We start from the raw sequence: 24,980 nt of genomic DNA on the forward strand, positions 1-24,980 counted from the left end.
GTTACTTGTTCTCCTCGGGTGACGGGCGGGACGGCTCGGACGACGGGCGGGACGTGGTGACGGCGGGCTCGTTGCCGCCCAGCAGCAGGTAGAGCACGGCCATGCGGATGGAGACGCCGTTGGCGACCTGCTCGACCGCCGTGCAGCGGTCGGAGTCGGCGACCTCCGCGGTGATCTCCATGCCGCGGTTCATCGGCCCGGGGTGCATGACGACGGACGTTCCGGGCATCCGGCCCATCCGCTCCCCGTCCAGACCGTAGCGCCGGGAGTACTCGCGTTCGGTCGGGAAGAAGGCGGCGTTCATCCGTTCGCGCTGGACCCGCAGCATCATCACGGCGTCGGACGCGGGCAGCACCCGGTCCAGGTCGTAGCTGACCTCGCAGGGCCAGTGCTCGACGCCGATGGGCACGAGGGTGGGCGGCGCGACGACGGTGACATGGGCGCCGAGCGTGTGCAGCAGCAGGACGTTGGAGCGGGCGACGCGGCTGTGCAGCACGTCGCCGACGATGGTGACCCGCTGCCCGGCCAGGTCGCGGCCGATCCCGGCGTCCGCGCCGACCAGCCTGCGGCGGAGCGTGAAGGCGTCCAGCAGGGCCTGGGTCGGGTGTTCGTGGGTACCGTCGCCCGCGTTGACGACCGCGCCGTCGATCCAGCCGGACGTGGCGAGGCGGTACGGGGCACCGGAGGCGCCGTGCCGGATGACGACGGCGTCGGCGCCCATCGCCTCCAGGGTGAGCGCGGTGTCCTTGAGCGACTCGCCCTTGGAGACGGACGACCCCTTGGCCGAGAAGTTGATCACATCGGCGGAGAGCCGCTTGGCGGCGGCCTCGAAGGAGATCCGGGTACGGGTCGAGTCCTCGAAGAAGAGGTTGACGACGGTACGGCCGCGCAGGGTCGGCAGTTTCTTGATGGGACGGTCGGCGACCCGGGCCATCTCCTCGGCGGTGTCGAGGATCAGCACGGCGTCGTCGCGGCTGAGGTCGGCGGCAGAGATCAGGTGGCCGGGTGTGCGGGGGTTCGCCCCGGGAAGACGCAGCATCGGAAGAGCGCTCCGGTGTGATGGGGTGTGCGCGCGTGCGGGCGCGCGGAGGCAGCCGTACGGGATGGGTGGCGTACGGGGCGGGCCGCGCCCGCTACCGCTCGCCGGACTCGGCGGGCCGCTGGAGGCCGAGCAGCACGGTGTCGCGGCCGTCCTCCTCGGCGAGCTGGACCTTGACCGTCTCGCGCAGCGAGGTGGGGAGGTTCTTGCCGACGTAGTCGGCGCGGATCGGCAGCTCGCGGTGGCCGCGGTCGACCAGGACCGCGAGCTGGACGGCGCGCGGGCGGCCGATGTCGCCGAGCGCGTCGAGGGCGGCGCGGATCGTCCGGCCGGAGAAGAGCACGTCGTCGACGAGGACGACCAGCCGTCCGTCGACGCCGTCCCCGGGGATGTCGGTGCGGGCCAGCGCGCGGGCGGGCCGCAGCCGCAGGTCGTCGCGGTACATGGTGATGTCGAGGGAGCCGACCGGGATGGTGCGGCCGGTGATCTCGGCGAGTTTTCCGGCGAGGCGGCGGGCCAGGAAGACCCCGCGGGTCGGAATGCCGAGGAGCACGACATCGTCGGCGCCCTTGGCGCGTTCGACGATCTCGTGGGCGATACGGGTCAGGACCCGCGCGATGTCGGGGGCCTCCAGAACGGGGCGCGCCGAACCTGCGGGGGCCGTGCTGTCCGTACTGCGCGTGTCGCCGTGCGTGTCACTGCTGGGGGTACTGCCGGTGTCCATAAAAAACGGACCTCCTTCTCCGCCTCACGGGACGGACCTTAAAGGACGTCGGAATAGCCGATACCGCTGAAATTACGCCACTCAGGCTAGCAGGGGGTCCGCGGCACATTCGGCACCACCCCCTGCGGAAAGCCGCCCGTGGGCGGTACGGAGCGCGGTACGGACGGCGGTACGGAGGCCGGTACGGACCCCGGTCCGAGGCCCCCGGCTTGACGCATCCAAGTAACGCTGCGTAACCTCACAGTGAGTTACCAGCCACGCGGCGGAGCCGCACAATGTTCCAGCGTCCGGGGAGCTATATGTCCAGCGAATACGCAAAGCAGCTCGGGGCCAAACTCCGCGCCATCCGCACCCAGCAGGGCCTTTCTCTCCACGGCGTGGAGGAGAAGTCCCAGGGCCGCTGGAAGGCCGTGGTGGTGGGTTCGTACGAGCGGGGAGACCGTGCCGTCACGGTGCAGCGCCTCGCCGAGCTGGCGGACTTCTACGGTGTCCCGGTCCAGGAGCTTCTTCCCGGCACGACGCCCGGCGGTGCCGCCGAGCCGCCGCCGAAGCTCGTTCTCGACCTGGAGCGCCTGGCCCACGTGCCGCAGGAGAAGGCCGGCCCGCTCCAGCGGTACGCGGCGACGATCCAGAGCCAGCGGGGCGACTACAACGGCAAGGTGCTGTCGATCCGCCAGGACGACCTGCGCACCCTCGCCGTCATCTACGACCAGTCGCCGTCGGTCCTGACCGAGCAGCTCATCAGCTGGGGCGTGCTGGACGCGGACGCGCGGCGCGCGGTCGCGCACGACGAGAGCTGACCGCTTCCGCGGGCCCGGCCCGCAGATCGGCAGAAACGTCCCCTCCATAGTCCGATGGGCGGTCCCGTACGCACGTACGGGACCGCCCATCGGCGCGTCCGGCGCCCGGCGCCCGGCCGACGTTCCCCGCCCGGACGGCAGGCCCGCACGGGTCCGGACACACGTGCGCCCTCACGTACCGGGCGGGCTGGCTGATCCCGTCCGGCGCGTGAGGGCGGACCGCCGCTCAGGCGCGGCGCAGACTCGGCTTGAGGTCCTTGAAGCGGCTGAGGAGGCCGTTCACGAACGCCGGGGACTCGTCGGTGGAGAACTCCTTGGCGAGCTGGACCGCCTCGTCGATCGCCACCGCGTCCGGGGTGCCGTCCAGCCAGATCAGTTCGTACGTGCCGAGGCGCACGATGTTGCGGTCGGCGACCGGCATCCGGTCGAGGTCCCAGTCCACGGCGTAGGTGCCGATGAGCTCGTCGATACGGGCCACGTGCTCCGCGTATCCCTCGACCAGTTCCATGGTGAACTCGCTGACGGGCGGCTGCCGGTCGTCGGAGCGGGAGTGCCTGATCCAGTCCGCGAGAACGTTCTGTACGGACGTACCGCGCTGATCGGCCTCGAAGAGGATCTGGAACGCGCGCTTACGGGCATTGCTCCTGGCAGCCACGGTTAGCTGTTCACCCGGCCGAGGTAGTCGCCCGTACGGGTGTCGACCTTGATCTTCTCGCCGGTGGTGATGAAGAGCGGGACACCGATCTCGTAATCGGTCTCCAGCGTCGCCGGCTTGGTGCCGCCGGTGGAGCGGTCGCCCTGGACGCCCGGGTCGGTGTGCTTGATGACCAGCTCGACCGCGGCGGGCAGCTCGACGTAGAGCACCTCGCCCTCGTGCGTGGCGACCGTGGCGGTGAAGCCCTCGATCAGGAAGTTCGCCGCGTCGCCGACCGACTTGCGGTCGATCATGAGCTGGTCGTACGTGCTCATGTCCATGAAGACGAAGTACTCGCCGTCCATGTACGAGAACTGCATGTCGCGGCGGTCGACAATGGCCACCTCGACCTTCACGCCGGCGTTGAAGGTCTTGTCGACGACCTTGCCGGAGAGCACGTTCTTCAGCTTGGTGCGCACAAAGGCCGGGCCCTTGCCGGGCTTGACGTGCTGGAACTCGACGACGGACCAGAGCTGGCCTCCGTCGAGCTTGAGCACCAGGCCGTTCTTGAGGTCGTTCGTGGAAGCCACGGTTGCGGAATCTCCTGGACTGAAAGCAGGTGGACGACCGGGGGCCGCGCGCCGCCCCGGCGGGCGGACATCGCCGGCCAGCGGCACCAGCGCCCCACCCTGCAAGCTCTGCCTTCGGGGCAGACATTGCAGGTCGCGGCGCTAAAGCGCGAGCAGCTCCTTGGTCGTGATGGTGAGTAGCTCGGGTCCGCCGTCCGCCTCGGGGCGGACGACGAGCGTGTCATCGATCCGGACACCGCCCCGGCCCGGGAGGTGGACCCCCGGTCCGACGGTGACCGGCACACGAACATCCAGTTTACCCATGGCCGCGGGAGCGAGCTGCGGGTCCTCGTCGATTTCGAGTCCGACACCGTGTCCCGTACGGGGTGCGAGCCCCTCGCCGTGCCCGGCGGCCTCCAGCGGATACCGCGTCGCGCGGTCCACGTCGCGGTAGCCCGCGCCGGGCACCAGCCCCTCCCGACCTGCCCGTTGTGCCGCGAAGACCAGCTCGTACAGCTCGATCTGCCAGTCGGCCGGGGAGGTCCCGATGACGAACGTACGGCCGATGAGACACCGGTATCCGCGGTAGTCGGCGCCGAGGCCGACGGAGAGGAAATCTCCCTCCTCCACCCGCCGGTCCGAGGGGCGGTGCCCGGGACGGCCCGAGTGCGGCCCGGTGGCCACCACGGTCGGGAAGGCGGGACCGTCGGCACCGTGGTCGACGAGCCGCCGCTCCAGCTCCAGCGCGAGATGCCGCTCCGTGCGGCCCACCAGGATCGACTCCAGCAGCTCCCCCAGCGCGTGGTCGGCGATCTCGGCGGCGATCCGCAGACAGGCGATCTCCTCCTCGTCCTTCACGATCCGCTGCTGCTCGACGGCGCAGCCGAGGTCCGTGAGGCGCAGGGCGGGCGCGACGGCGCCGATCGCCCGGTGCCGGGCGACGGTGAGGTGGTGCTCCTCGACAGCGAGCCTGCCCGCGGCGGACGGGGTGAGGAGGCCCGCGGCGGCCACGGCGGGGTCGCCGCCGGCCGGTACGGCGGTGCGGCGCAGCTGTTCGTCGACCGGTGCGTGCCCGTCCTCGCCCCCGTGACCCGGGGCGGGCGGGCAGAGCAGCGTGTCGTTGTCCTCCGGGCCGAGCAGCAGTACGGCGCCGGGCGGCGCCCCGCCCGCGAGGTAGCGGACGTTGGCGGGCCGGGAGACCAGCGCCGCGTCGTTGCCCGCGGCGGCGTACCGGTCACGCAGCCGCGCGCGGCGGACCGCATGCACGTCTGACATGACCCGATCGTACGAGTGTGCACCTCACCCGGCCGGTTCAGCGCGTCCGACCGGGGAACCCCCGGGGCCGTCGAGGGAGCCCCCGCGGCGGCCCCGGGGGGCGGCTACCAGCTCGGCGGCGAGGCCAGCGCGCGGGCCAGGACGTCGTCCAGGACCCGGGCGGTGGTCTCCACGTCGTACTTGGAGTTGTCGATGATGGGCAGCCCCGAGCCGTACCAGCCGGCCATCCGGCCGTGGATGCCCGCGACCTCCTCGTCCGCCAGCCGGCGGTTGCCGCTGCGCTCGGCGTTGCGCTCCAGCACGATCTCCAGGCCGGGGAGCAGGACCACCGGGAGCAGTCCGGGGCCGACATGGCGCTTCCAGCCGCCGAGCCCGACGACCGGGCGGTCCGGGAAGACCGCGTCGTCGAGGATGCAGGAGATGCCGTTGGCGAGGAAGTTGCGCGCGGCGAAGCCGCAGGTGCGGCGGGCCAGCCGGTACTGCGCCTCGGAGTGGTCGTTCCAGCCGGACTGCGGGTCGGCGAAGCCCGCGCAGACCCATTCGCGTACGTCGTCCAGGCTGATGTGCGCGGTGGGCACCCGGCGGCTGCTCGCCCAGTGCCGGGCGACGGTCGTCTTGCCCGCGCCCGCGGGCCCGATGAGCAGGACCGCGAGGGTCGCGGTGCCCGTGCCGCTGTCGGCCGGCGGCGCGGCGGGGATCGGCACGGGTCCGCCGGGCGGCAGCTGGACATGCCCGGTGACGTCCGGGGGCGGCGGCCCGGTCCCCGGGCCGGGCGGCGGCACGGGGCCGTGTCCGTACCCCTGTGCGGACCCGGGAGGCGGTCCCGGGTGCTGGCCGGGGATCGGGGCCTGAGGGGGCTGAGGCGGCCGTCCCTGCGCGCCGGGGGGCGCGGGGGGCCCTTGCGGCCCGGGCGGCCCCTGCGGCCCCGAGGACTGAGGGCGCCCGGGAGGCTGGTGCGGCCCCTGCGCCGGGTGAGATCCCTGCGCCTGCTGCGCACCATGGGCCTGGTGCAGTCCATGTGGACCCTGCGGCCCGTGCGACCCCTGCGCCTGGTGTGGCCCCTGCGGGCCCTGTGCCGGGTACGTGCCGTGGGCCTGGTGCGCGGCGGGTGCCTGCGGCGGCCATCCCCCGGTGCCCCGCCCTGGTCCCTGGGGAGGCGGCAGCGGAACCCCCACTGAGTGCTGCATCCGGTGCCACTCCGTCTCGTACGACTGACGCTGGTCTGCGGGGCCCGGCGGGGCCGCGCCACCGAACGGTACCGCCCCCGGCCGCCGCCGTGGGAACGGCCGGGGTGCGCGGGCGGCGGCGCCCGCGCACCCCGGCCCGTCCCGTCAGGCGGTCAGCTCGTCAGTTCGTCGGCGAGAGCGCGCAGCGCGAGCCGGTACGAGCCGATACCGAAGCCCGCGACCGTACCGCTGGCGACGGCCGCGACGACCGAGGTGTGGCGGAACTCCTCGCGCGCGTACGGGTTCGAGATGTGCACCTCGATCAGCGGCGCCGTGCGCTGCGCCGCCGCGTCCCGCATCGCGTACGAGTAGTGGGTGAACGCGCCGGGGTTGAGGACGACCGGCAGGGCGCCGTCCGCGGCCTCGTGGAGCCAGCGGATCAGCTCCCCCTCGTCGTTCGTCTCCCGTACGTCGACGTCGAGCCCCAGCTCCTTGCCGAGGTCGCGGCAGGCGTCGACCAGTCCGGCGTACGACGTCGCCCCGTACACGTCGGGCTCGCGCGAGCCGAGGCGTCCCAGGTTGGGCCCGTTGAGGACGAGGACCCGCCGGGTCACGCGGACACCTCCCCGTACGCCGCGAGCAGCACCGCCGGGTCCGGGCCCTCCAGCACGGTCGGCTTGCCGAGGCCGTCGAGCACGATGAAGCGCAGCAGGTCGCCGCGGGACTTCTTGTCGACCTTCATCGTCTCCAGCAGCTTGGGCCACTGGTCGCCGCGGTAGGTCAGCGGGAGGCCGACGGACTCCAGGACGGCGCGGTGCCGGTCGGCGGTCGCGTCGTCGAGCCGGCCGGCCAGCCGGCCCAGTTCGGCGGCGAAGACCATGCCGACGGAGACGGCCGCGCCGTGCCGCCACTTGTAGCGCTCGTTCTTCTCGATGGCGTGCGCCAGGGTGTGGCCGTAGTTGAGGATCTCCCGGAGACCGGACTCCTTGAGGTCGTTGGAGACGACCTCTGCCTTGACCCGGATCGACCGCTCGATCAGCTCGGCGGTGTGCGGCCCCGACGGCGTACGGGCGCCCTCCGGGTCGGCCTCGACCAGCTCCAGGATGGCCGGGTCCGCGATGAACCCCGCCTTGATGATCTCCGCCATGCCGCTGACGTAGTCGTGGACCCCGAGGGAGTCCAGCGCGGCGAGGTCGCAGAGCACCCCGGCGGGCGGGTGGAAGGCGCCGACGAGGTTCTTGCCCTCGGCGGTGTTGATGCCGGTCTTGCCGCCCACGGCCGCGTCGACCATGGCGAGCACGGTCGTCGGTACGGCGATCCAGCGCACCCCGCGCAGCCACGTCGCGGCGACGAACCCGGCCAGGTCGGTGGTGGCGCCGCCACCCACGCCGATGATCACATCGCTGCGGGTGAAGCCGGTCTGGCCGAGCGCCTTCCAGCAGTACGCGGCGACCTCGGCGGTCTTCGCCTCCTCGGCGTTCGGCACCTGGATCGCGACGGCCTCGTACCCCTGCTCGGCGAGGTCCGCCCGGAGCGCCTCACCGGTGCCCGCCAGCGCCTCGGGGTGGATGACGGCGATCCGCCGGACCCGCGGCCCGATCAGCCCGGGCAGCTCGCCCAGGAGCTGCCGGCCGACCAGCACCTCGTACGGGTCGTGCCCCGCGGTGCCGCCGACCTGGATACGGGTGACTGCCTGGTCCGTCATACGGGGTTCTCCTTGCCGGGGATCCTGAGCTCTTCCGCCGGAGGAGGGGTGAGCTCCAGCGCGTCGAGGACGGCGTCCACGACCTCTTCGGGCGCGCGGTCGTCGGTGGCGACACAGACCCGGGCCACCTCCGTGTACAGGTGGCGGCGCCCCTCCATCAGCTTCTTCCACTGCTGGCGGGGGTTGACGGCCAGCAGCGGGCGCGCCGTGTTCAGCCCCGTCCGCCGGGCCGCCTCGGCGACCTCCATCGAGAGGTAGACGACGGGCAGCCCGGTCAGCTCCGCGCGGGTGGCGGCGTCGAGGACCGCGCCGCCGCCGAGTGCGAGGACGCCGGGGTGCTCGGCGAGCGCCCGCCGTACCGCCGCCCGCTCCAGCTCGCGGAAGTGCGACTCGCCGTCGTCCACGAAGATCTCCGCGATGGAGCGTCCCTGGGCGGCGACGATGTCGGCGTCGCTGTCCCGGAAGGCCGTGCCGAGCCGCGCGGCGAGCAGTTCGCCGACCGTCGACTTGCCGACGCCCATGGGGCCGACGAGGACGACCACCGGCCCGTTCGCCGGATCCGGGGCGCTCATCGGATCCGCAGGTTGTCGAGGTACGAGTCGACGTTGCGGCGCGTCTCCGTGACGCTGTCGCCGCCGAACTTCTCCGCGACCGCGTCGGCGAGGGTCAGCGCGACCATGGCCTCGGCGACGATGCCCGCGGCCGGCACGGCGCACACGTCGGAGCGCTGGTGGTGGGCGCTGGTCACCTCGCCGGTGGCCACGTCGACGGTGGCCAGCGCGCGCGGCACGGTGGCGATGGGCTTCATCGCGGCCCGTACGCGCAGCAGCTCACCGGTGGTCAGCCCGCCCTCGGTGCCGCCCGAGCGGCCGGAGGCGCGCCGGATGCCGTCGGCGGTCGGGACGATCTCGTCGTGCGCCTTCGAGCCCGGCACCCGGGCCAGCCCGAAGCCGTCGCCGACCTCGACGCCCTTGATGGCCTGGATGCCCATGAGCGCGGCGGCGAGCCGGGCGTCGAGCCTGCGGTCCCAGTGGACGTGCGAACCGAGTCCGACCGGCACGCCGTACGCCAGCACCTCGACGACCCCGCCGAGGGTGTCGCCGTCCTTGTGGGCCTGGTCGATCTCCGCGACCATCGCCTTGCTCGCGTCGGCGTCCAGACAGCGCACCGGGTCGGCGTCGAGCCTCGCCACGTCGGACGGCTCCGGGTAGACCCCGTACGGGGCCTTCGCCGCGGCCAGCTCGACGACATGGGAGACGATCTCGATCCCGGCCGTCTCCTTCAGGTACGAGCGCGCCACGGCGCCGAGCGCCACCCGCGCGGCCGTCTCCCGGGCGCTGGCGCGCTCCAGTACGGGACGGGCCTCGTCGAAGCCGTACTTCTGCATGCCCGCGAGATCCGCGTGACCGGGCCTGGGCCGGGTCAGCGGGGCGTTGCGCGCGAGCTGGGCCAGCTCCGCGGGGTCGACCGGATCGGCCGACATGACCTGTTCCCACTTGGGCCACTCGGTGTTGCCCACCATGATCGCGACGGGCGAGCCCATCGTCAGGCCGTGCCGTACCCCCCCGAGGAAGGTGACCTCGTCCCGCTCGAACTTCATCCGAGCACCGCGGCCGTAGCCGAGGCGGCGCCGGGCCAGGTGGTCCGCCACCATCTCCGTGGTGATGGGCACACCGGCGGGAAGACCCTCCAGCGTCGCCACGAGTGCGGGTCCGTGGGACTCCCCCGCGGTCAGCCAGCGCAACCTGCTCAACGGTGCTCCTCATACTCGCGCGCGCCCGAAACGACAACGGCGCGACCGGGTGCGCGTCCCTGGCCCGCCTTGTCCGATTCTCCCACGGCGGGGACCGGCCGCGGGCAGCGGTCCGCGGACCGGACCACCCCGTCCGACAGGTCGGACCCCGTACGGGTCAGCCGAGCGCCGCGATGCCGGCCTCGCGCATCACGTCGAGCGGCGCGGGCGAGCGGCCCGTCATCAGTTCCACCTGGAGCGCCGCCTGGTGGACCAGCAGGTCGAGCCCGCTCACGAGGGCTCCGCCGCGCCCGGACCAGGCCGCCGCGAGCGGGGTCGGCCACGGCTCGTACAGCACGTCGAAGAGGGTGCCCGGCGCCCCCGGGACCGCGTCGGCCAGCACGTCGGCGGTGCCGGCCGGGGTGGTGGCGATCACCAGCGGCGCGCTCAGCGCGCCGTCGGCCTCCGCCCAGTCGGCGATCCGGACATCGACCCCGAGCCGCTCGCCCCAGCCACGCATCTCGGTGGCGCGGGCCTCGCTGCGCACGTACGCGGTGACGGGGCCGGCGCAGACCACGGCGAGGGCCGCGAGCGCGGACGAGGCGGTCGCGCCCGCCCCGAGGATCGCCGCCGACTCCACCTTCTCCACGCCGCGCTCGCGGAGCGCGGCGATCATGCCGGGGATGTCCGTGTTGTCGCCGGTACGCCGGCCGTCCTCGCCGAGGACGACCGTGTTGACCGCCTCGACCGAGGCCGCGGTGGCGGTGATCTCGTCCAGCAGCGGGATGACGGCCCGCTTGAGCGGCATGGTCAGCGACAGCCCCGCCCAGGAGGGGTCGCCCCGCACCTCTTCGAGGAATCCGGGGAGCCCCGCCTCGTCCACCTCGAACCGGCCGTACGACCACCGGCCCAGGCCGAGCTCCGCGTACGCGGCGCGGTGCAGCGCCGGGGAAAGGGAATGAGCGATGGGCGATCCGAGGACCGCCGCCCGCCGTTCTGGCATCACTGTTTCTTGCTTTCCCTCTCGTACTCCTGGCGGTTCGCCTCGTGCTCCTCGTTGGTGACGGCGAAGAGCGTCTTGTCCGAGGTGACCGAGACGAAGTAGTACCAGGGACCGTCCGCCGGGTTGATCGCCGAGTGCAGGGCGTCGGCGCCCGGGTTGCCGATGGGACCGGGCGGCAGTCCCTTGATGTCGTACGTGTTGTACGGGTCCTTGATCCTGCGCAGGTCGTCGACCGCGCCGAGATCCAGCCTGCTCTGGCTCTTGATGTAGTTGACGGTCGAGTCGAACTCCAGACGGCCGACGGTCTCGGTGTTCTCCGGCTCCAGCCGGTTGTAGACGACCCGGGCGACCTTGTCGAAGTCGTGCTTGTACTTGCCCTCCGCCTGGACGAGGCTCGCGATGGTGATCAGCTGGAGCGGCGACTTCAGCTTCAGCTTCTTCGCCTCGGCTTCGAGGTTCTGCTTCTCGTATTCGACCTTGGCGCGGGCGACCATCTTCTTGAGGACGGTCTCCGGCTTCGTCCCCTTCGCGACCGGGTAGCTCGCCGGGAAGAGGAAGCCCTCCAGCGGATCCTTTATATCCCTGCTGTCGTTGGCCCATTTCGGGAGACCCAGGTTCTTCGCCTGCGCCTTGGCAACGGCCGCCGTCTCGCCCTTCTTGAGCCCGAGCCGTTTGTCGATCTGCTCGTAGACGAATTCGTTGCGCTTGCCCTCGGGGAAGATCAGCGCGTTCCGGCTGCTCGGGCTGAGCATCTTCGTGACCGCGTTCCGCGCCGACATCTCCTTGCCGAGAATGTAGACGCCCGCCTGGATCGTATTGCCCTTGGGGTTCTGCTTCTGTGCGGCGACGAAGGCGCGCTGGCTTTTCACCACGCCGTTCTTGACCAGAATGGCGCCGATCTCATATCCGCCGGCCCCCGACGGGATTTCCACCTCGATATCGCCGGAGCCCGCACCCGCGAAGTCCGGCGGCGGCCCGAATTTGCTCTCCCAGAACTGGTAGCCGACATAGCCGATACCGCCGGCGCCGCCGATGAAGACCACGGCGACGACCAGGCAGGCCGTGCCGTTGCGGCTCTTCTTTTTCTTCTTCGTCTTGCCGCGGCGCTCGCGGCCCTCGCCACCGCGGCCCTCGCCGCCGTCGTCGTCCCCGTCGCCGCCCCCACCGGTGAAGAAGGGGTGTGTCTCCTTCTCCGGCGTGTCCGCGTCGGCCTCGGCCGGACCGGGTTCGGCCTCGGGCTCCGGGTCGGGCTGCCGGCGGCCGGGGGGCTGCGGGGGCGGGTAGGCGTCGGAGGTGCCGTAGTAGTCGTGGTTCTCGGCGTAGTTGCCGTGCTCGCCCGCGTAGGGGGCCGGGGCGGTGGCCCCGTACGGCATCGCGGCCTGCTGGCCGTTGTCCCAACCGCCGTTGTACTGCGGGTCGTTGTACTGCGGATCGGCGTACTGCTGCTGGGGGTGGTGCTGCGGGTGCTGCTGGCCTCCGTACGGCCCCTGCTGCGGCTGCTGGGGCTGCTCCTGGTACTGCGGCTGCTGCTGCGTGCCGTACTGCTGGCCGCCGTACTGCTGAGCACCGTACTCGGGCTGCCCGCCCTGGTACTGAGGGTGCTGCGGCTGCTGCTGGTACTGCTGCTGGTACGGGTCCTGCGCCTCCCCGTACTGGGCCTGCGCCTGCGACTGCTGCGGGTACTGCTGCTGCCCTCCGTAGGAGGAGCCGCTGCCGTCGGTGGCCTGCTGTGCCGCCCACCCCGAGTCCCCGTACAGGGGGTCCCCAGGGTGCCACGGTGCGGAGCCGGGGCCCCGGCCATAGTCAGTCATCGATCCCCTTGAGCCGCGAGGCGTGACCGCTGACCGCAGTGGCACGGCGTCCGTTTCGCCTCTTTGCTGTGCGGTGGCTGTTCGAACACCGCCGCATCGCGCGGAACGTTACCGTACCGCGATCAGATGACCACTTCGACGCTCTCGCCGGGAGGATTACCTGATACCCGTTCGGCCTCCAGCGCGCTCTGGAGGATGACAACTGCCGCCACTTGGTCGATAACGGACCGCCCTTTCTTGGACTTAACGCCCGAAGCGCGCAGCCCTTGACTGGCCGTCACTGTGCTCATCCGCTCATCGACCAGTCGTACCGGCACGGGTGTGACGCCCCGCGCCAGCTCCTGGGCGAACACCCGCACCTTCGCGGCGGCCGGCCCCTCTCCCCCGTTGAGGGAGCGGGGCAGCCCGACCAGCACTTCGACGGGTTCGTACTCCTCGACGAGCTGCCGCAGCCGCCGGTGGGCGGCCGGGACATCGCGTCCCGGCACGGTCTCCACCGGCGTGGCGAGGATCCCGTCGGGGTCGCACGAGGCGACCCCGATGCGGGCGTCCCCGACGTCGATCGCGAGCCGGCGTCCTCTGCGCATACCGCTCATGCGGTGCCCGCCCCTCAGGCGGTCTCGGCGACGAGGCGCTCGACGGCGGCGACGGCGTCCCCGATGGCCGCCGGGTTCTGGCCACCGCCCTGGGCGACGTCCGGCTTGCCGCCGCCTCCGCCGCCGAGGGTCTTGGCGGCGGTACGCACCAGGTCACCGGCCTTGAGTCCGCGCTCGCGGGCGGCCTCGTTGGTGGCGATGACCGTCAGCGGGCGGCCGCCGGCCGTGGTGAACAGCGCCACGACCACCGGCCGGTCGCCCCGGATGCGACCGCGCACGTCGAGGACGAGCTTCCGCAGGTCGTCGGCCGAGGTGCCGTCCGGGACCTGCCCGGTGACCAGCGCCGTGCCCCGTACGTCCTGGGCGGAGTCGGCCAGTCCGGCGGCGGCGGCGAGCACCTTCTCCGCGCGGAACTTCTCGATCTCCTTCTCGGCGTCCTTGAGCTTGCCGAGCATCCCGGCGATCTTCTCCGGGAGCTCCTCCGAGCGGCCCTTGACCAGCTCCTGGAGCTGGGCGACGACGCTGTGCTCCCTGGCGAGGAAGTTGTAGGCGTCCACCCCGACCAGGGCCTCGATACGCCGCACCCCGGAGCCGATCGACGACTCGCCGAGCAGCTTCACCAGGCCGAGCTGGGCGGTGTTGTGGACGTGCGTGCCGCCGCACAGCTCCTTGGAGAAGTCCCCGATGGTGACGACCCGGACCCGCTCGCCGTACTTCTCGCCGAACTCGGCGATGGCGCCCTGCTTCTTGGCCTCGTCGATCGACATGACCTCGGCCTGGACGTCCAGCTCCCGGGCGAGCACCTCGTTGATCTTCTGCTCGACGTCGAGGAGCACCGTGCCGGGTACGGCGGCGGGCGAGCCGAAGTCGAAGCGGAAGCGGCCCGGGGAGTTCTCCGAACCGGCCTGGGCGGCCGTCGGGCCGAGGGCGTCGCGCAGCGCCTGGTGGGTGAGGTGGGTGGCGCTGTGGGCCCTGGCGATGGCACGGCGGCGGTTCAGATCGATGGCGGCGTACGCGGAGGCGCCCACCGTCACCTCGCCGACCTGCACCGTTCCCTTGTGTACGGAGACACCGGGGACCGGCTGCTGGACGTCGCGGATCTGGACGACGGCGCCGCTGTCGAGCCGGATCCGGCCCTGGTCGGCGAGCTGGCCGCCGCCCTCGGCGTAGAAGGGCGTGCGGTCGAGGACGATCTCGACGTCGTCGCCCTCGGTGGCGGCGGGCGAGGGCACTCCGTCGACGAGCAGGCCGACCACGGTCGACTCGCCCTCGGTGGCGGTGTAGCCGGTGAACTCGGTGGAGCCGCCGGCGTCCGCGACCGAGCGGTAGGCGGAGAGGTCGGCGTGGCCGGACTTCTTGGCCTTGGCGTCGGCCTTGGCCCGCTCCCGCTGCTCCTTCATGAGCCGCCGGAAGCCCTCCTCGTCCACGGAGAGGCCCTGTTCCGAGGCCATCTCCAGGGTGAGGTCGATGGGGAAGCCCCAGGTGTCGTGGAGCAGGAACGCCTTGTCGCCGGAGAGCACCTGGCCACCGGCGGCCTTGGTCTCGGTGACGGCGGTGTCGAGGATGTTCGTGCCGCCCTTGAGGGCCTTGAGGAAGGCGGCCTCCTCGGCGAGGGCGACGGTCTCGATGCGCTTGCGGTCGGTCTCCAGCTCCGGGTACTGCTCGCCCATGGTCCTGATGACCACGTCGACCAGGGCGGCGACGACCGGCTCCGTGGCGCCGAGCAGGCGCATGTTGCGGATGGCGCGGCGCATGATGCGGCGCAGGACGTAGCCGCGCCCCTCGTTGCCCGGGGTGACGCCGTCGCCGATGAGCATCGTGGACGTACGGATGTGGTCGGCGACCACGCGCAGCGAGACGTCCGAGCCGTGCTCGGCGCCGTAGCGCACGCCGGTCAGCTCGGTGGCCTTGTCCATGACGACCCGGAGCGTGTCCGTCTCGTACATGTTCTGTACGTCCTGGAGGATCATGGCGAGGCGTTCGAGGCCGAGACCGGTGTCGATGTTCTTGGAGGGCAGCTCACCGAGGATCGGGAAGTCCTCCTTGCCCTCGCCGGCGCCGCGCTCGTACTGCATGAAGACCAGGTTCCAGATCTCCACGTAACGCTCGTCGTTGACGGCGGGGCCGCCCTCGACGCCGAACTCGGGGCCCCGGTCGTAGTTGATCTCCGAGCAGGGGCCGCAGGGGCCCGGCACGCCCATGGACCAGTAGTTGTCCTTCTTGCCGAGGCGCTGGATGCGCTCGGCGGGGACGCCGATCTTCTCGCGCCAGATCTGCTCGGCCTCGTCGTCGTCGAGGTAGACGGTGACCCACAGGCGCTCCGGGTCCAGTCCGTAGCCGCCGTCCGCCACGGAGCTGGTCAGCAGCTCCCAGGCGTAGGTGATGGCGCCTTCCTTGAAGTAGTCGCCGAAGGAGAAGTTGCCGCACATCTGGAAGAACGTGCCGTGCCGGGTGGTCTTGCCGACCTCTTCGATGTCCGGGGTACGGACGCACTTCTGCACGCTGGTGGCCCGGTCGAACGAAGGCTTGACCTCGCCGAGGAAGTACGGCTTGAAGGGCACCATGCCCGCCGGGACCAGCAGCAGAGTCGGGTCGTCCGCGATGAGCGACGCCGAAGGGACGACGGTGTGACCGCGCTCCTCGAAGAAGCTCAGCCAGCGGCGACGAATTTCAGCCGACTCCATCAGTGGTCCTCATTCCGGTTGTGCGGGTTGTAGGAGTGCGTGGTCGTGGTCCTGCGGGGGTGCTCGATCGCGGCGAGCCTGCGCGGGGCGGGCAGCGCGTGGTCCGCCGGTGCGTCCAGGCCCAGTGCCTCACCGAGCTCGGCCTCGCGCCGCACCATTCCGGAGCGTACGTCGACGGCGAACTCCCTGACCTTGTGCCCGGCGTCGATCGCCTTGTTCGCCGCCTGGGCGGCGAGGCTCTCCGGGGTGAGCTGCTTGAGCTTGCGGTTGACCTTGGCGGTGGCCCAGACGCCGGCTGCGGCGCCCGCGGTGAACCAGAACGTACGGCGGAACATCGCTGCGGTCAGCCCTTCTTCTTCCTGAGCCGGGCGGCGGGGAGCGTACGGCCGACGACGACCGTACGGCGGGTGGCCCGCTCCGTGGGCTCGCTCCCGGCGGCGGGCGCGCCCCGGCGTCCCATGGCCTGGCGTACGCCGTAGCCGAACGCCGCGACCTTGACGAGGGGGCCGCCGAACGTCGAGGCGACCGTGGTGGAGAGTGCCGAGGCGTTCGAGGTGACTTCCTGGACGTCCGACGCGATGGCGTCGACCCGGTCGAGCTGGGTCTGCGCGGACCGGACCGTCGCGGACGCGTCCGCGAGCAGGGGGACTGCCTGCTCGGTGATGTCCGCCACCAGCCGGGTGGTCGCCTTGAGCGTCTGGGCCAGTCTCACCAGCACCACGGCGAGGAAGGAGACCAGAATGGCCCAGAACACGGCCACCAGGATTCCGGCAACCTCTCCACCGGTCACGCCGCACCGCTCCCTGATCGTCGAAGGCCCCTGGCAGCGGGTCACCGACACGACGGAAGGTCACTGACACCTGACAGGCGACTGGAAAGTCGTCCTCCGACCTTATCGCGCCGACGCCCCCGCCCCGTACCGGATTAGAGCCTCGTTGAATGGCGGGAGGATCCAGAGGATCCACGCGAAAGCCCGCCGGCTCTCCCGTCCGCGAGGGCGGGGAGACGGCGGGCCGAAGCGTGGTGGAGCTACCGCGTCCGGGTCAGCGGGCGTAGTACTCGACGACGAGCTGCTCGTCGCAGATGACCGGGATCTCCTTGCGGTTCGGGTCGCGGTCCAGGCGGAACGCCAGCGCCTTCAGGTTGACCTGGAGGTAGCGCGGGGTCTCGCCGTCCGTGTCGTAGCCACCCTCGCGGGCGACCTGGAAGGGGACCTTGTCGCGGCTGCGCTCGCGGACCATCACGACGTCGTCGGGACGGACGCGGAACGACGGCTTGTCGACCTTGCCGCCGTTGACCTCGATGTGACCGTGCACGACCATCTGACGGGCCTGGTAGATGGTGCGGGCGATGCCCGACCGCAGGACGAGCGCGTCGAGACGGCGCTCCAGCTCGACGACCAGGGCCTCGCCCGTCTTGCCGCCGGCCTTCTTGGCGCGGTCGTAGGCGCGGGCCATCTGGCGCTCGCTGATGTCGTACTGGGCGCGCAGGCGCTGCTTCTCCAGCAGACGGACCTTGTAGTCACTGTTCTGCTTGCGTCCACGACCGTGCTCACCCGGCGGGTAAGGACGGGCCTCGAAGTACTTGACGGCCTTGGGCGTCAGCGCGATACCGAGCGCACGCGACTTCTTGACCTTGGGACGCGACTGGTTAGGCACGTTCTCCAGACCTCCGTTGTAGGTTAGGTTAGGCTCACCTTACTTAAGGAGATCGCATGTCTCGCCCTGGGAACACCACGCGCATCACGGACATCACAGACAAGCTCGGCGCGCAGAGCGACGAATCGACGGAGGTCCGATCAGCTCATGGTCAGCCGCGTCCCAGCGGGCTTGAAATCGATCGGATGCCGTCAGCAGCCGAACGCACACGAACTCTCGTACAGGGTACATGCTCGGCGGTGCTGTTCATCCCCGGTCTGCACGAGGGCAGGCCCCCCTACCAGCTCATGCCCGACGTACGGTCCGTGGGCCCGGACGGCGAGGTGTTCCTCGTCTTCCCGTCGGACTCCCCCGCGGTACGGGCCGCCACCCACGCACAGGACGACGAACTCCACGCGGTGCTGGAGCTCACCGACGTCGCGCCCGTCTCCGTGCCCCACCGTATCCGCGGCCGGGCCTGGCTCTCCGGCTGGCTCACCCGCGAACCGGGCCGGGCGGACGCCGGCCGGATGACGCTGCGCCTGGAGATCGGCGAGGCGTGCGTGGACGACCTGTGGGGCGCCGAGTCCGTGGAGCCCGAGGACTTCGTGGCGGCCACCCCCGACCCGCTGGTGGAGCACGAGGCGGAGCTGCTGCAGCACCTCCACTCCGCGCACGGCGCCGAGGTACGGTCGCTGCGCGCGCTGCTCGGTGAGCGGACCGCGGCCGCCTCGGCCGCCGGGACCGCGGCCGTACCGGTGGGGCTCGACCGCTTCGGGCTGCGGGTGCGCTTCACCGGCGTCCGGTGCTTCGACGCCCGCTTCGACTTCCCCGAGCCGGTGCGGAACGTCAGCGAGCTGCGCCACGCGATGCACACGCTCTTCGACGCGGCCGCCCGCTGACCCGCGGCCGCGTGCGACCGGACACCGCGGCCGTACCCGGTCCGGCACCGCTGCCGTACGCCGGAGGACTGCCGTACGCCGGGGGACTCAGCCGCCGTCGCCGCGCAGCCGCTCGCGCACCTTGTCGACCACGTCCGCGTAACGCGCTTCCGCGCCGTACCGCGTGGGCTCGTAGTAGCGCCTGCCGCGCACCGGCTCCGGCGCGTACTGCTGGGCCGCGATACCGCCCGGGACATCGTGCGGATAGATGTAGCCCTGGGCATGGCCGAGCTTGGCCGCGCCCTTGTAGTGGCCGTCGCGCAGATGCGCCGGGACCTGGCCCGTCAGCCCCTTCTTCACGTCCTCCAGGGCCGCCGAGATCGCGGTCGTGGCCGCGTTGGACTTGGGCGCGAGCGCCAGCGCGATCGTGGCGTGGCTGAGGGTGAGGGCGGCCTCCGGGAAGCCGATCATGGCCACGGCCTGGGCGGCGGCGACCGCGATCGGCAGCGCGGCCGGATCGGCGAGACCGATGTCCTCGCTCGCCGAGATCATCAGCCGCCTGGCGATGAACCGGGGATCCTCCCCCGCGTCGATCATCCGGGCCAGGTAGTGCAGCGCGGCGTCCACGTCGGAGCCGCGGATCGACTTGATGAGTGCGCTCGCCACGTCGTAGTGCTGGTCGCCGTCCCGGTCGTACATCACCGCCGCGCGGTCGACGGTCTCCTCGACGGTCCCGAGGGTGATCTCCTTCTCGCTCTTGGCGAGCGCGGCGCCGGCCGCCGCCTCCAGCGCGGTCAGCGCCCGCCGGGCGTCGCCGCCCGCCACCCGCAGCAGATGCGCCTCCGCGTCCTCGGGCAGGGTGACGGCGCCCCCGAGACCGCGCTCCTCGGTGAGCGCCCGCCTCAGCAGGGCGCGCAGGTCCTCGTCCGTGAGCGGTTCCAGCGTGAGCAGCAGGGAGCGGGAGAGCAGCGGGGAGATCACCGAGAAGTACGGGTTCTCCGTGGTGGCGGCGATCAGTGTCACCCAGCGGTTCTCCACGGCGGGCAGCAGGGAGTCCTGCTGGGCCTTGCTGAAGCGGTGGATCTCGTCGAGGAAGAGGACCGTTTCCTTGCCGAAGCCGCCGGAGGCGCGCCGCGCCCCGTCGATGACGGCTCGGACCTCCTTGACGCCCGCGGTGATGGCGGACAGCTCGACGAAGCGCTTGTTGGTCGCCTTGGAGACGACGTAGGCGAGGGTCGTCTTCCCGGTGCCGGGCGGGCCCCAGAGGATCACCGACGAGGGGCCCGCGGGGCCGCCGCCGCCCTCGCCCACCAGCCGGCGCAGCGGGGATCCCGGCTTCAGCAGATGCCGCTGGCCGACGACCTCGTCGACGACACGGGGGCGCATCCGGACCGCCAGGGGGCTGGCGGACGGGTCCTTCTCCTGGCGGTCTTCGGCGGCTGCGGTAAAGAGGTCGGGCTCCACGGGTGAAGCCTATGCCAGCCCACTGACATGGCTGACAGCGCTGCCGGCGCTGTCAGCTGGTCCAGAAGTCCCACCAGCGGGTCAGGATCAGCATCCCGATGATCCCGATGTGCAGCGCCGGCAGCACCCAGGTGAACTCGTCGAGGAAGCCGCGCAGCCACCCGGGCGCGGGCAGCACCCGGTGGCGGATGTTGTGGGCGGTGACGTACCAGAACATCAGGATCGTGGCGACCCAGGCGAGACAGCACCACAGGCAGAGCGAGTTGATGTTGTACAGCGACTGGTACTGGAGCCAGGTGCAGAACCCGACGCCGAAGAGCGTCCCCGCGTTCAGTCCCAGCCAGAACCAGCCGCGGTAGCGGGCCCCGGCGAGCAGGCCCATGCCGATGGCGATGACCACGGAGTACGCGGCGAGACCGAGCATCGGGTTGGGGAAGCCGAAGACCGACGCCTGGTCGCTCTTCATGATGTTGCCGCAGGACACCACCGGGTTCAGGCTGCACCCCGGGGTGAAATCGGGGTCCTCCAGCAGCTTGAACTTGTCGATCGTGATCACCCACGCGGCCAGCAGCCCCGCCGCGCCCGTGATGACCAGCAGCAGCGCGAACGCACGGCCGCCACCGACCGTGCCGGGGATCTTCCCGTCCTCCCGGTCGGAGGAGACGTCGTCAACCGCAGCACTCGTCATATCGCCGTTCCATCGGTCAGGGGCCCGGGGCCTGTACGCGCGGGCTCATTCTGCCGTACAGGCTCCTACGGCCGGCGTCCGCGGGGGATAAAGGCGCTTCAGGAGGGGCCGGGCTCAGCCACAGGAGGGGCCCGTCCCGGGGCTCAGCCGAGCCGCCGGGCCACCTCGGCCACCAGGGTGTCGAGCGCGACCGCCGTCTGCTCGCCGCTCTCCATGTCCTTGAGCTGGACCACGCCCTCCGCGAGATCCCGCTCCCCCGCGACGAGGGTGTAGCGCGCGCCGGAGCGGTTGGCCGACTTCATCGCGCCCTTGAGACCGCGGCCGCCGAACGCGAAGTCCGTCGCGATCCCCGCCGCGCGCAGCTCCGTGACGACGCCGAACAGCCGCCGCCGCGCCTCCTCGCCGAGCGGGATCGCGTACACGCTGGTGGCCGGCGGGATGTCCAGCTCGATGGACTCGGCCTCCAGGGCCAGGACCGTACGGTCCACGCCCAGCGCCCAGCCGACCGAGGGGAGCGGGGGGCCGCCGAGCATCTCGGAGAGGCCGTCGTAGCGGCCGCCGCCGCCCACCGCGGACTGCGCGCCGAGTCCGTCGTGGACGAACTCGAAGGTGGTGCGCGTGTAGTAGTCCAGGCCGCGGACGAGCTTCTCGTCGTCCTCGAAGGCGACGCCCTGGACGGTCAGCAGCTCCCGTACCTCTTCGTGGTACGCCTTGCAGGCGTCGCACAGGTAGTCGCGCAGCATCGGCGCCCCGGCCAGCTGCTTCTGGACGTCGGCGCGCTTGTCGTCGAGGACGCGCAGCGGGTTGATCTCGATGCGGCGGCGGGTCTCCTCGTCCAGGTCGAGACCGCGCAGGAAGCCCTGGAGCGCCTCGCGGTAGACGGGACGGCACTCCTTGTCGCCCAGCGAGTTGAGGAGGATGCGGAAGTTCCGCAGGCCCAGCGAGCGGTACGCCTGGTCGGCCAGGACGATCAGCTCGGCGTCGAGCGCCGGGTCCTCGACGCCGATCGCCTCGGCGCCGACCTGCGAGAAGTGGCGGTAGCGGCCCTTCTGCGGGCGCTCGTAGCGGTAGTACGAGCCGGAGTACCAGAGTTTGACCGGCAGATTGCCGGCCTTGTGGAGATTGGCCTCCAGCGCGGCGCGCAGCACGGAGGCGGTGCCCTCGGGGCGCAGCGCGAGCTTGTCGCCGCCCTTGGTCTCGAAGGCGTACATCTCCTTGGAGACGATGTCGGTGGACTCGCCGACGCCCCGGGCGAACAGCTCGACGTTCTCGAATCCGGGCGTCTCGACATAGCCGTAGCCGGAGTTCCTCAGCGGCGCGGCGATGGCCTCGCGTACGGCGAGGAAGGTCGCCGAGACGGGCGGGATCAGGTCGTAGGTGCCCTTGGGTGCCTGAAAGGTGCTCATGGAGATCGGTGTTTCACATTCCTCGTCGCGGAGCGGCGTGCGCGCCGTCTCCCTGGCCGGTGGCCACGTCCCGGAGATACGGGTTGGTGGCGCGCTCCCGGCCGATGGTCGTCTGGGGGCCGTGGCCGGACAGCACCACGGTCGAGTCGTCGAGCGGCAGGCACACGCGGCCCAGCGACGCCAGGATCTCGGCGTGGTCACCGCCGGGCAGGTCGGTGCGTCCGATGGAGCCGGCGAAGAGCAGATCGCCCGAGAAGAGAACCGGCGGAATGTCCGCGGCCTCGGGCATCGCGAAGGTCACCGACCCCTTCGTATGGCCGGGAGCGTGCGCGACGGTGAACTCCAGGCCCGCCAGTGCCAGCCCGGCGCCGTCGGTCAGCTCCCGCAGGTCGTCCGGCTCGCCGACCGTCAGCTCGCCCATGAGCGGCATCCCGATCGAGCGGCCGAGGGCCTTCTCCGGGTCGCTCATCATGAAGCGGTCGGCGGGGTGGATCCACGCCGGTACGTCATGGGCGCCGCACACCGGGACGACGGAGGCGACATGGTCGATGTGTCCGTGGGTGAGGATGACGGCGACGGGCTTGAGGCGGTGCTTCCTGACCGTTTCCTCGACCCCTTGGGCGGCCTGGTGGCCCGGGTCGATGATCACGCACTCCTCACCCGCGGCGGGGGCGACCAGATAGCAATTGGTCCCCCAGGCTCCGGCGGGGAACCCGGCAATGAGCACGATCGTCCTTATATGTCGTCCGGGCACGTGGTCCGGCGGAGAATGCGGCAGTTCGGAGAGGATACCGGCGCTCCTCATTCCACAGCCAACCCATATACCGTACGCATCTGGTGCCCCTCCCGGAAAGGTTTGCCCGGTCGTGGCACTGGTCAGGCCGGATGGGACCGAACAGGATCACACACAGACACGAGGAGTGGACCCGGTGGTCAAGAGCGATCAGCGGCGGCGGCAGCTCGCCAGGGAGAAGTTCGAGCGGCAGCAGCAGCGGCGGGTTGAGGCCCGGCAGAAGGCGAAGCGGCGCAACGCGATCATCGCCTCCGTGCTGGCCGTGGTGGTGCTCGCGGGAGGCGCGGCGTACTTCTCCGTCGGCCTGAGCGACGGCGACAAGACGGAGAAGGACGACGCCGCGGCCGAGGCGAGCCCGTCGGCGGAGCCCTCGGAGAGCGCCGAGCCCGAGCCGAAGATGGCCATCGACCAGAACGCGAAGTACACGCTGGACCTCAAAACGAGCCAGGGCGACATCTCGATCGCCATGGACGCGAAGAAGACCCCGCACACGGTGAATTCGTTCAAGGCGCTCGCCGACAAGGGGTACTTCGACAAGACGAAGTGCCACCGGCTGACGACCGAGGGGATCTTCGTGCTCCAGTGCGGCGACCCGAAGGGTGACGGGACCGGCGGCCCCGGCTACACGATCGAGGACGAGAACCTGACGGCTCTCGGCAAGGCCGGCGCGGACGGCACCGTGACGTACCCGGCGGGCACGGTGGCCATGGCCAACACCGGCCAGCCGGGCACCGGTGGCAGCCAGTTCTTCCTGGTCTACAAGGACACCAAACTGCCGCCCAGCTACACCCCGTTCGGCACCATGGACGACGCCGGCCTGAAGGCCGTGGAGGCCGTGGGGAAGGCCGGGGTGGACGGCGGGGCGAGCGACGGCGCGCCCAAGAAGGCCGTCACCGTGGAGAAGGTCACGGTCGACACGGCGTGACCCTGTGAATTTCGGCCGCGCTGAGTGCGGACAGCCGGGCGGCCGGTCGCCTAGATTGGCGTTGTGCAGGGCGGGCGCGGCCCGCCCCAGGAACTGTGGATGATGCCCGGGGGCCAATCCCCTCGTGGGCATCAGGTGGAGGAGGCGCTGTGAGCAGCGACCCGTGGGGCCGTGTCGACGAGACGGGCACCGTGTACGTGCGTACGGCCGAGGGCGAGCAGGTGGTCGGATCGTGGCAGGCCGGCTCTCCGGAGGAGGCTCTGGCCTATTTCGAGCGCAAGTACGAGGGCCTGGTGGTCGAGATCGGCCTCCTGGAAAAGCGCGTGAAGACCACCGACCTGTCCGCGAAGGACGCGACGACGGCCATCGACCATCTGCGCGTTCAGGTGGACGAGCACCACGCCGTCGGTGATCTCGACGCGCTGCGGACGCGGCTCGACGCGCTGGTCGCCACGGTCGAGGCGCGCCGCGAGGAGCGCAAGGTGCAGCGGGCCAAGCAGACCGACGAGGCGCGCCACGCCAAGGAGGCGCTGGTCACCGAGGCGGAGGAGCTCGCGCGGAGCGACCAGTGGCGGTCGGCCGGTGAGCGGCTGCGGGCGCTCGTGGACACCTGGAAGGGCCTGCCCCGGCTGGACCGGAAGTCCGACGACGAGCTGTGGCACCGCTTCTCGCACGCGCGCTCGGCGTTCTCCAAGCGGCGCAAGGCGCACTTCGCGGCGCTCGACGCGCAGCGCGAGGAGGCCCGTAAGGCCAAGGAGAAGCTGGTCGCCGAGGCGGAGTCGCTCTCCGGCTCCACCGACTGGGGCGGTACGGCGGCGCGCTACCGCGAGCTGATGACCGACTGGAAGGCGGCGGGCCGCGCGCAGCGCGACGCCGAGGACGATCTGTGGAACCGCTTCCGCGGCGCTCAGGACGTCTTCTTCGCGGCGCGCGGCGAGGTCTTCGCGGAGCGCGACGCCGAGCAGTCGGAGAATCTGAAGCTCAAGGAGGAGCTGGCGGTCGAGGCCGAGCGGCTGGTGCCGGTCACGGACCTCAAGGCGGCCCGGGCAGCCTTCCGCGCGCTGAACGAGCGCTGGGAGGCCATCGGCCACGTACCGCGCGACGCCAGGCCCAAGGTCGAGGCCCGGATGCACGCGGTGGAGCGGGCGCTCCAGGAGTCCGAGGAGAACGAGTGGCGCCGGACGAACCCGGAGGCCCGTGCGCGGGCCGCGGGTCTGACGGGCCAGCTCCAGGCGGCCGTGGACAAGCTGCGCGCGCAGATCGACGCGGCGCGCGCGGCGGGCAACAACGCGAAGGCCGACAAGCTGGCCCGCGAGCTGGAGGGCCGGCAGGCGCTGCTGGACCAGGCGCTCAAGGGCCTCCAGGAGTTCGGCGGCTGAGCCACGGGCTGAACGGCTGGAACAGCGCGTACCTGGAACAGCGTGTACGGAGGGCGGCCCGGCAGTGGA

Annotated in this window: 25 protein-coding genes; 4 read left to right on the forward strand and 21 right to left on the reverse strand. The window is 71.5% G+C overall.

Going from position 1 to position 24,980, the window contains the following annotated elements; all coding sequences use genetic code 11:
- Nucleotide 1: 1 nt before the first annotated feature.
- Together ACFTZC_RS33780 and pyrR are read right to left on the reverse strand one after the other, a co-directional pair.
- Nucleotides 2-1,039, reverse strand: coding sequence for an aspartate carbamoyltransferase catalytic subunit (locus ACFTZC_RS33780; protein ID WP_382896272.1), 1,038 nt, complete (start codon nt 1,037-1,039; stop codon nt 2-4).
- 94 nt (nt 1,040-1,133) lie between these two features.
- Nucleotides 1,134-1,763, reverse strand: coding sequence for a bifunctional pyr operon transcriptional regulator/uracil phosphoribosyltransferase PyrR (pyrR, locus tag ACFTZC_RS33785; RefSeq protein ID WP_382896274.1), 630 nt, complete (start codon nt 1,761-1,763; stop codon nt 1,134-1,136).
- 299 nt (nt 1,764-2,062) lie between these two features.
- Here pyrR and bldD point away from each other — a divergent pair, with 299 nt between their 5' ends.
- A complete protein-coding gene (bldD, locus tag ACFTZC_RS33790) occupies nt 2,063-2,563 on the forward strand; it encodes a transcriptional regulator BldD (RefSeq protein WP_329828429.1) in 501 nt (166 codons plus the stop codon).
- A gap of 226 nt (nt 2,564-2,789) precedes the next feature.
- Here bldD and nusB read toward each other — a convergent pair whose 3' ends face one another.
- The 15 genes from nusB to rpsD all read right to left on the reverse strand — a co-directional run bounded on the left by nusB (nt 2,790) and on the right by rpsD (nt 17,396).
- Entirely contained in the window at nt 2,790-3,218 is a 429-nt protein-coding gene (gene nusB / locus ACFTZC_RS33795) for a transcription antitermination factor NusB (RefSeq protein WP_365813196.1), read from the reverse strand.
- Nucleotides 3,219-3,220: 2 nt separating this feature from the next.
- Nucleotides 3,221-3,787: an elongation factor P gene (efp, locus tag ACFTZC_RS33800; protein ID WP_382896276.1), complete on the reverse strand. Its 567-nt coding sequence runs from the start codon at nt 3,785-3,787 to the stop codon at nt 3,221-3,223.
- 141 nt (nt 3,788-3,928) lie between these two features.
- A complete protein-coding gene (locus tag ACFTZC_RS33805) occupies nt 3,929-5,041 on the reverse strand; it encodes an aminopeptidase P family protein (protein WP_382896277.1) in 1,113 nt (370 codons plus the stop codon).
- 104 nt (nt 5,042-5,145) lie between these two features.
- On the reverse strand, nt 5,146-6,228 hold the full coding sequence (locus tag ACFTZC_RS33810; RefSeq protein WP_382896278.1) for an AAA family ATPase: 1,083 nt from the start codon (nt 6,226-6,228) through the stop codon (nt 5,146-5,148).
- Between the two features lie 152 nt (nt 6,229-6,380).
- Nucleotides 6,381-6,821 carry a type II 3-dehydroquinate dehydratase gene (gene aroQ, locus ACFTZC_RS33815; RefSeq protein WP_382896280.1) on the reverse strand — a complete coding sequence of 147 codons (441 nt, stop codon included), beginning with the start codon at nt 6,819-6,821 and terminating at the stop codon, nt 6,381-6,383.
- Nucleotides 6,818-7,912: a 3-dehydroquinate synthase gene (aroB, locus tag ACFTZC_RS33820; RefSeq protein WP_382896281.1), complete on the reverse strand. Its 1,095-nt coding sequence runs from the start codon at nt 7,910-7,912 to the stop codon at nt 6,818-6,820. Before aroB ends, aroQ begins: the two co-directional genes overlap by 4 nt.
- The gene (locus ACFTZC_RS33825; protein ID WP_382896283.1) at nt 7,909-8,484 is read right to left on the reverse strand and encodes a shikimate kinase; all 576 of its coding nucleotides are present in this window, start codon (nt 8,482-8,484) and stop codon (nt 7,909-7,911) included. Before ACFTZC_RS33825 ends, aroB begins: the two co-directional genes overlap by 4 nt.
- Nucleotides 8,481-9,665 carry a chorismate synthase gene (gene aroC / locus ACFTZC_RS33830; protein WP_365813208.1) on the reverse strand — a complete coding sequence of 395 codons (1,185 nt, stop codon included), beginning with the start codon at nt 9,663-9,665 and terminating at the stop codon, nt 8,481-8,483. The genes ACFTZC_RS33825 and aroC overlap by 4 nt, the downstream gene beginning before the upstream one ends.
- A gap of 157 nt (nt 9,666-9,822) precedes the next feature.
- On the reverse strand, nt 9,823-10,647 hold the full coding sequence (locus ACFTZC_RS33835; RefSeq protein ID WP_382896285.1) for a shikimate dehydrogenase: 825 nt from the start codon (nt 10,645-10,647) through the stop codon (nt 9,823-9,825).
- Nucleotides 10,647-12,458 carry an endolytic transglycosylase MltG gene (gene mltG / locus ACFTZC_RS33840; RefSeq protein WP_382896287.1) on the reverse strand — a complete coding sequence of 604 codons (1,812 nt, stop codon included), beginning with the start codon at nt 12,456-12,458 and terminating at the stop codon, nt 10,647-10,649. Before mltG ends, ACFTZC_RS33835 begins: the two co-directional genes overlap by 1 nt.
- 122 nt (nt 12,459-12,580) lie before the next feature.
- Nucleotides 12,581-13,054, reverse strand: a complete 474-nt coding sequence (gene ruvX, locus ACFTZC_RS33845) for a Holliday junction resolvase RuvX (protein WP_382896289.1) — start codon at nt 13,052-13,054, stop codon at nt 12,581-12,583.
- A 14-nt stretch (nt 13,055-13,068) separates the two neighbouring features.
- Nucleotides 13,069-15,738 carry an alanine--tRNA ligase gene (gene alaS / locus ACFTZC_RS33850; RefSeq protein WP_382896291.1) on the reverse strand — a complete coding sequence of 890 codons (2,670 nt, stop codon included), beginning with the start codon at nt 15,736-15,738 and terminating at the stop codon, nt 13,069-13,071.
- Nucleotides 15,738-16,073 (reverse strand): DUF6167 family protein, encoded by a 336-nt coding sequence (locus ACFTZC_RS33855; RefSeq protein ID WP_365813217.1) that lies wholly within the window; start codon nt 16,071-16,073, stop codon nt 15,738-15,740. The genes alaS and ACFTZC_RS33855 overlap by 1 nt, the downstream gene beginning before the upstream one ends.
- An 8-nt stretch (nt 16,074-16,081) precedes the next feature.
- Complete coding sequence (locus tag ACFTZC_RS33860) at nt 16,082-16,528, reverse strand: DUF948 domain-containing protein (protein ID WP_382896293.1); 447 nt, start codon at nt 16,526-16,528, stop codon at nt 16,082-16,084.
- Nucleotides 16,529-16,781: 253 nt separating this feature from the next.
- Nucleotides 16,782-17,396: a 30S ribosomal protein S4 gene (gene rpsD, locus ACFTZC_RS33865; protein WP_114622954.1), complete on the reverse strand. Its 615-nt coding sequence runs from the start codon at nt 17,394-17,396 to the stop codon at nt 16,782-16,784.
- Nucleotides 17,397-17,581: 185 nt separating this feature from the next.
- Between rpsD and ACFTZC_RS33870 the strand changes: the two genes are divergently transcribed.
- Nucleotides 17,582-18,277: a DUF2470 domain-containing protein gene (locus tag ACFTZC_RS33870; protein WP_382896296.1), complete on the forward strand. Its 696-nt coding sequence runs from the start codon at nt 17,582-17,584 to the stop codon at nt 18,275-18,277.
- Between the two features lie 87 nt (nt 18,278-18,364).
- Here ACFTZC_RS33870 and ACFTZC_RS33875 read toward each other — a convergent pair whose 3' ends face one another.
- The 4 genes from ACFTZC_RS33875 to ACFTZC_RS33890 form a co-directional block, all read right to left on the reverse strand.
- On the reverse strand, nt 18,365-19,720 hold the full coding sequence (locus ACFTZC_RS33875; RefSeq protein WP_382896298.1) for a replication-associated recombination protein A: 1,356 nt from the start codon (nt 19,718-19,720) through the stop codon (nt 18,365-18,367).
- 52 nt (nt 19,721-19,772) lie between these two features.
- Nucleotides 19,773-20,408, reverse strand: a complete 636-nt coding sequence (locus ACFTZC_RS33880) for a vitamin K epoxide reductase family protein (RefSeq protein WP_382896300.1) — start codon at nt 20,406-20,408, stop codon at nt 19,773-19,775.
- Between the two features lie 143 nt (nt 20,409-20,551).
- Nucleotides 20,552-21,814: a histidine--tRNA ligase gene (hisS, locus tag ACFTZC_RS33885; RefSeq protein ID WP_382896302.1), complete on the reverse strand. Its 1,263-nt coding sequence runs from the start codon at nt 21,812-21,814 to the stop codon at nt 20,552-20,554.
- 13 nt (nt 21,815-21,827) lie between these two features.
- Entirely contained in the window at nt 21,828-22,541 is a 714-nt protein-coding gene (locus ACFTZC_RS33890) for an MBL fold metallo-hydrolase (RefSeq protein ID WP_382896304.1), read from the reverse strand.
- A 202-nt stretch (nt 22,542-22,743) separates the two neighbouring features.
- Here ACFTZC_RS33890 and ACFTZC_RS33895 point away from each other — a divergent pair, with 202 nt between their 5' ends.
- Together ACFTZC_RS33895 and ACFTZC_RS33900 are read left to right on the forward strand one after the other, a co-directional pair.
- Nucleotides 22,744-23,532 (forward strand): peptidylprolyl isomerase, encoded by a 789-nt coding sequence (locus ACFTZC_RS33895; protein WP_382896306.1) that lies wholly within the window; start codon nt 22,744-22,746, stop codon nt 23,530-23,532.
- Between the two features lie 149 nt (nt 23,533-23,681).
- Nucleotides 23,682-24,911 (forward strand): DUF349 domain-containing protein, encoded by a 1,230-nt coding sequence (locus ACFTZC_RS33900; protein ID WP_382896308.1) that lies wholly within the window; start codon nt 23,682-23,684, stop codon nt 24,909-24,911.
- Nucleotides 24,912-24,980: the final 69 nt, after the last annotated feature.

The sequence above is a fragment of the Streptomyces sp. NPDC056987 genome (genome assembly GCF_042673865.1).
In the GTDB taxonomy this organism is placed as follows: Bacteria; Actinomycetota; Actinomycetes; order Streptomycetales; family Streptomycetaceae; genus Streptomyces.

What these genes read in the sequence shown, in the direction of transcription:
- aroB (WP_382896281.1), bottom strand. Translation starts at nt 7,912, where the DNA reads ATGACGGACCAGGCAGTCACCCGTATCCAGGTCGGCGGCACCGCGGGG.
- ACFTZC_RS33870 (WP_382896296.1), top strand. Translation starts at nt 17,582, where the DNA reads ATGCCGTCAGCAGCCGAACGCACACGAACTCTCGTACAGGGTACATGC.
- pyrR (WP_382896274.1), bottom strand. Translation starts at nt 1,763, where the DNA reads ATGGACACCGGCAGTACCCCCAGCAGTGACACGCACGGCGACACGCGC.
- ruvX (WP_382896289.1), bottom strand. Translation starts at nt 13,054, where the DNA reads ATGAGCGGTATGCGCAGAGGACGCCGGCTCGCGATCGACGTCGGGGAC.
- mltG (WP_382896287.1), bottom strand. Translation starts at nt 12,458, where the DNA reads ATGACTGACTATGGCCGGGGCCCCGGCTCCGCACCGTGGCACCCTGGG.
- ACFTZC_RS33835 (WP_382896285.1), bottom strand. Translation starts at nt 10,647, where the DNA reads ATGCCAGAACGGCGGGCGGCGGTCCTCGGATCGCCCATCGCTCATTCC.
- alaS (WP_382896291.1), bottom strand. Translation starts at nt 15,738, where the DNA reads ATGGAGTCGGCTGAAATTCGTCGCCGCTGGCTGAGCTTCTTCGAGGAG.
- ACFTZC_RS33780 (WP_382896272.1), bottom strand. Translation starts at nt 1,039, where the DNA reads ATGCTGCGTCTTCCCGGGGCGAACCCCCGCACACCCGGCCACCTGATC.
- ACFTZC_RS33855 (WP_365813217.1), bottom strand. Translation starts at nt 16,073, where the DNA reads ATGTTCCGCCGTACGTTCTGGTTCACCGCGGGCGCCGCAGCCGGCGTC.
- ACFTZC_RS33880 (WP_382896300.1), bottom strand. Translation starts at nt 20,408, where the DNA reads ATGACGAGTGCTGCGGTTGACGACGTCTCCTCCGACCGGGAGGACGGG.
- ACFTZC_RS33825 (WP_382896283.1), bottom strand. Translation starts at nt 8,484, where the DNA reads ATGAGCGCCCCGGATCCGGCGAACGGGCCGGTGGTCGTCCTCGTCGGC.
- ACFTZC_RS33810 (WP_382896278.1), bottom strand. Translation starts at nt 6,228, where the DNA reads ATGCAGCACTCAGTGGGGGTTCCGCTGCCGCCTCCCCAGGGACCAGGG.
- bldD (WP_329828429.1), top strand. Translation starts at nt 2,063, where the DNA reads ATGTCCAGCGAATACGCAAAGCAGCTCGGGGCCAAACTCCGCGCCATC.
- ACFTZC_RS33805 (WP_382896277.1), bottom strand. Translation starts at nt 5,041, where the DNA reads ATGTCAGACGTGCATGCGGTCCGCCGCGCGCGGCTGCGTGACCGGTAC.
- hisS (WP_382896302.1), bottom strand. Translation starts at nt 21,814, where the DNA reads ATGAGCACCTTTCAGGCACCCAAGGGCACCTACGACCTGATCCCGCCC.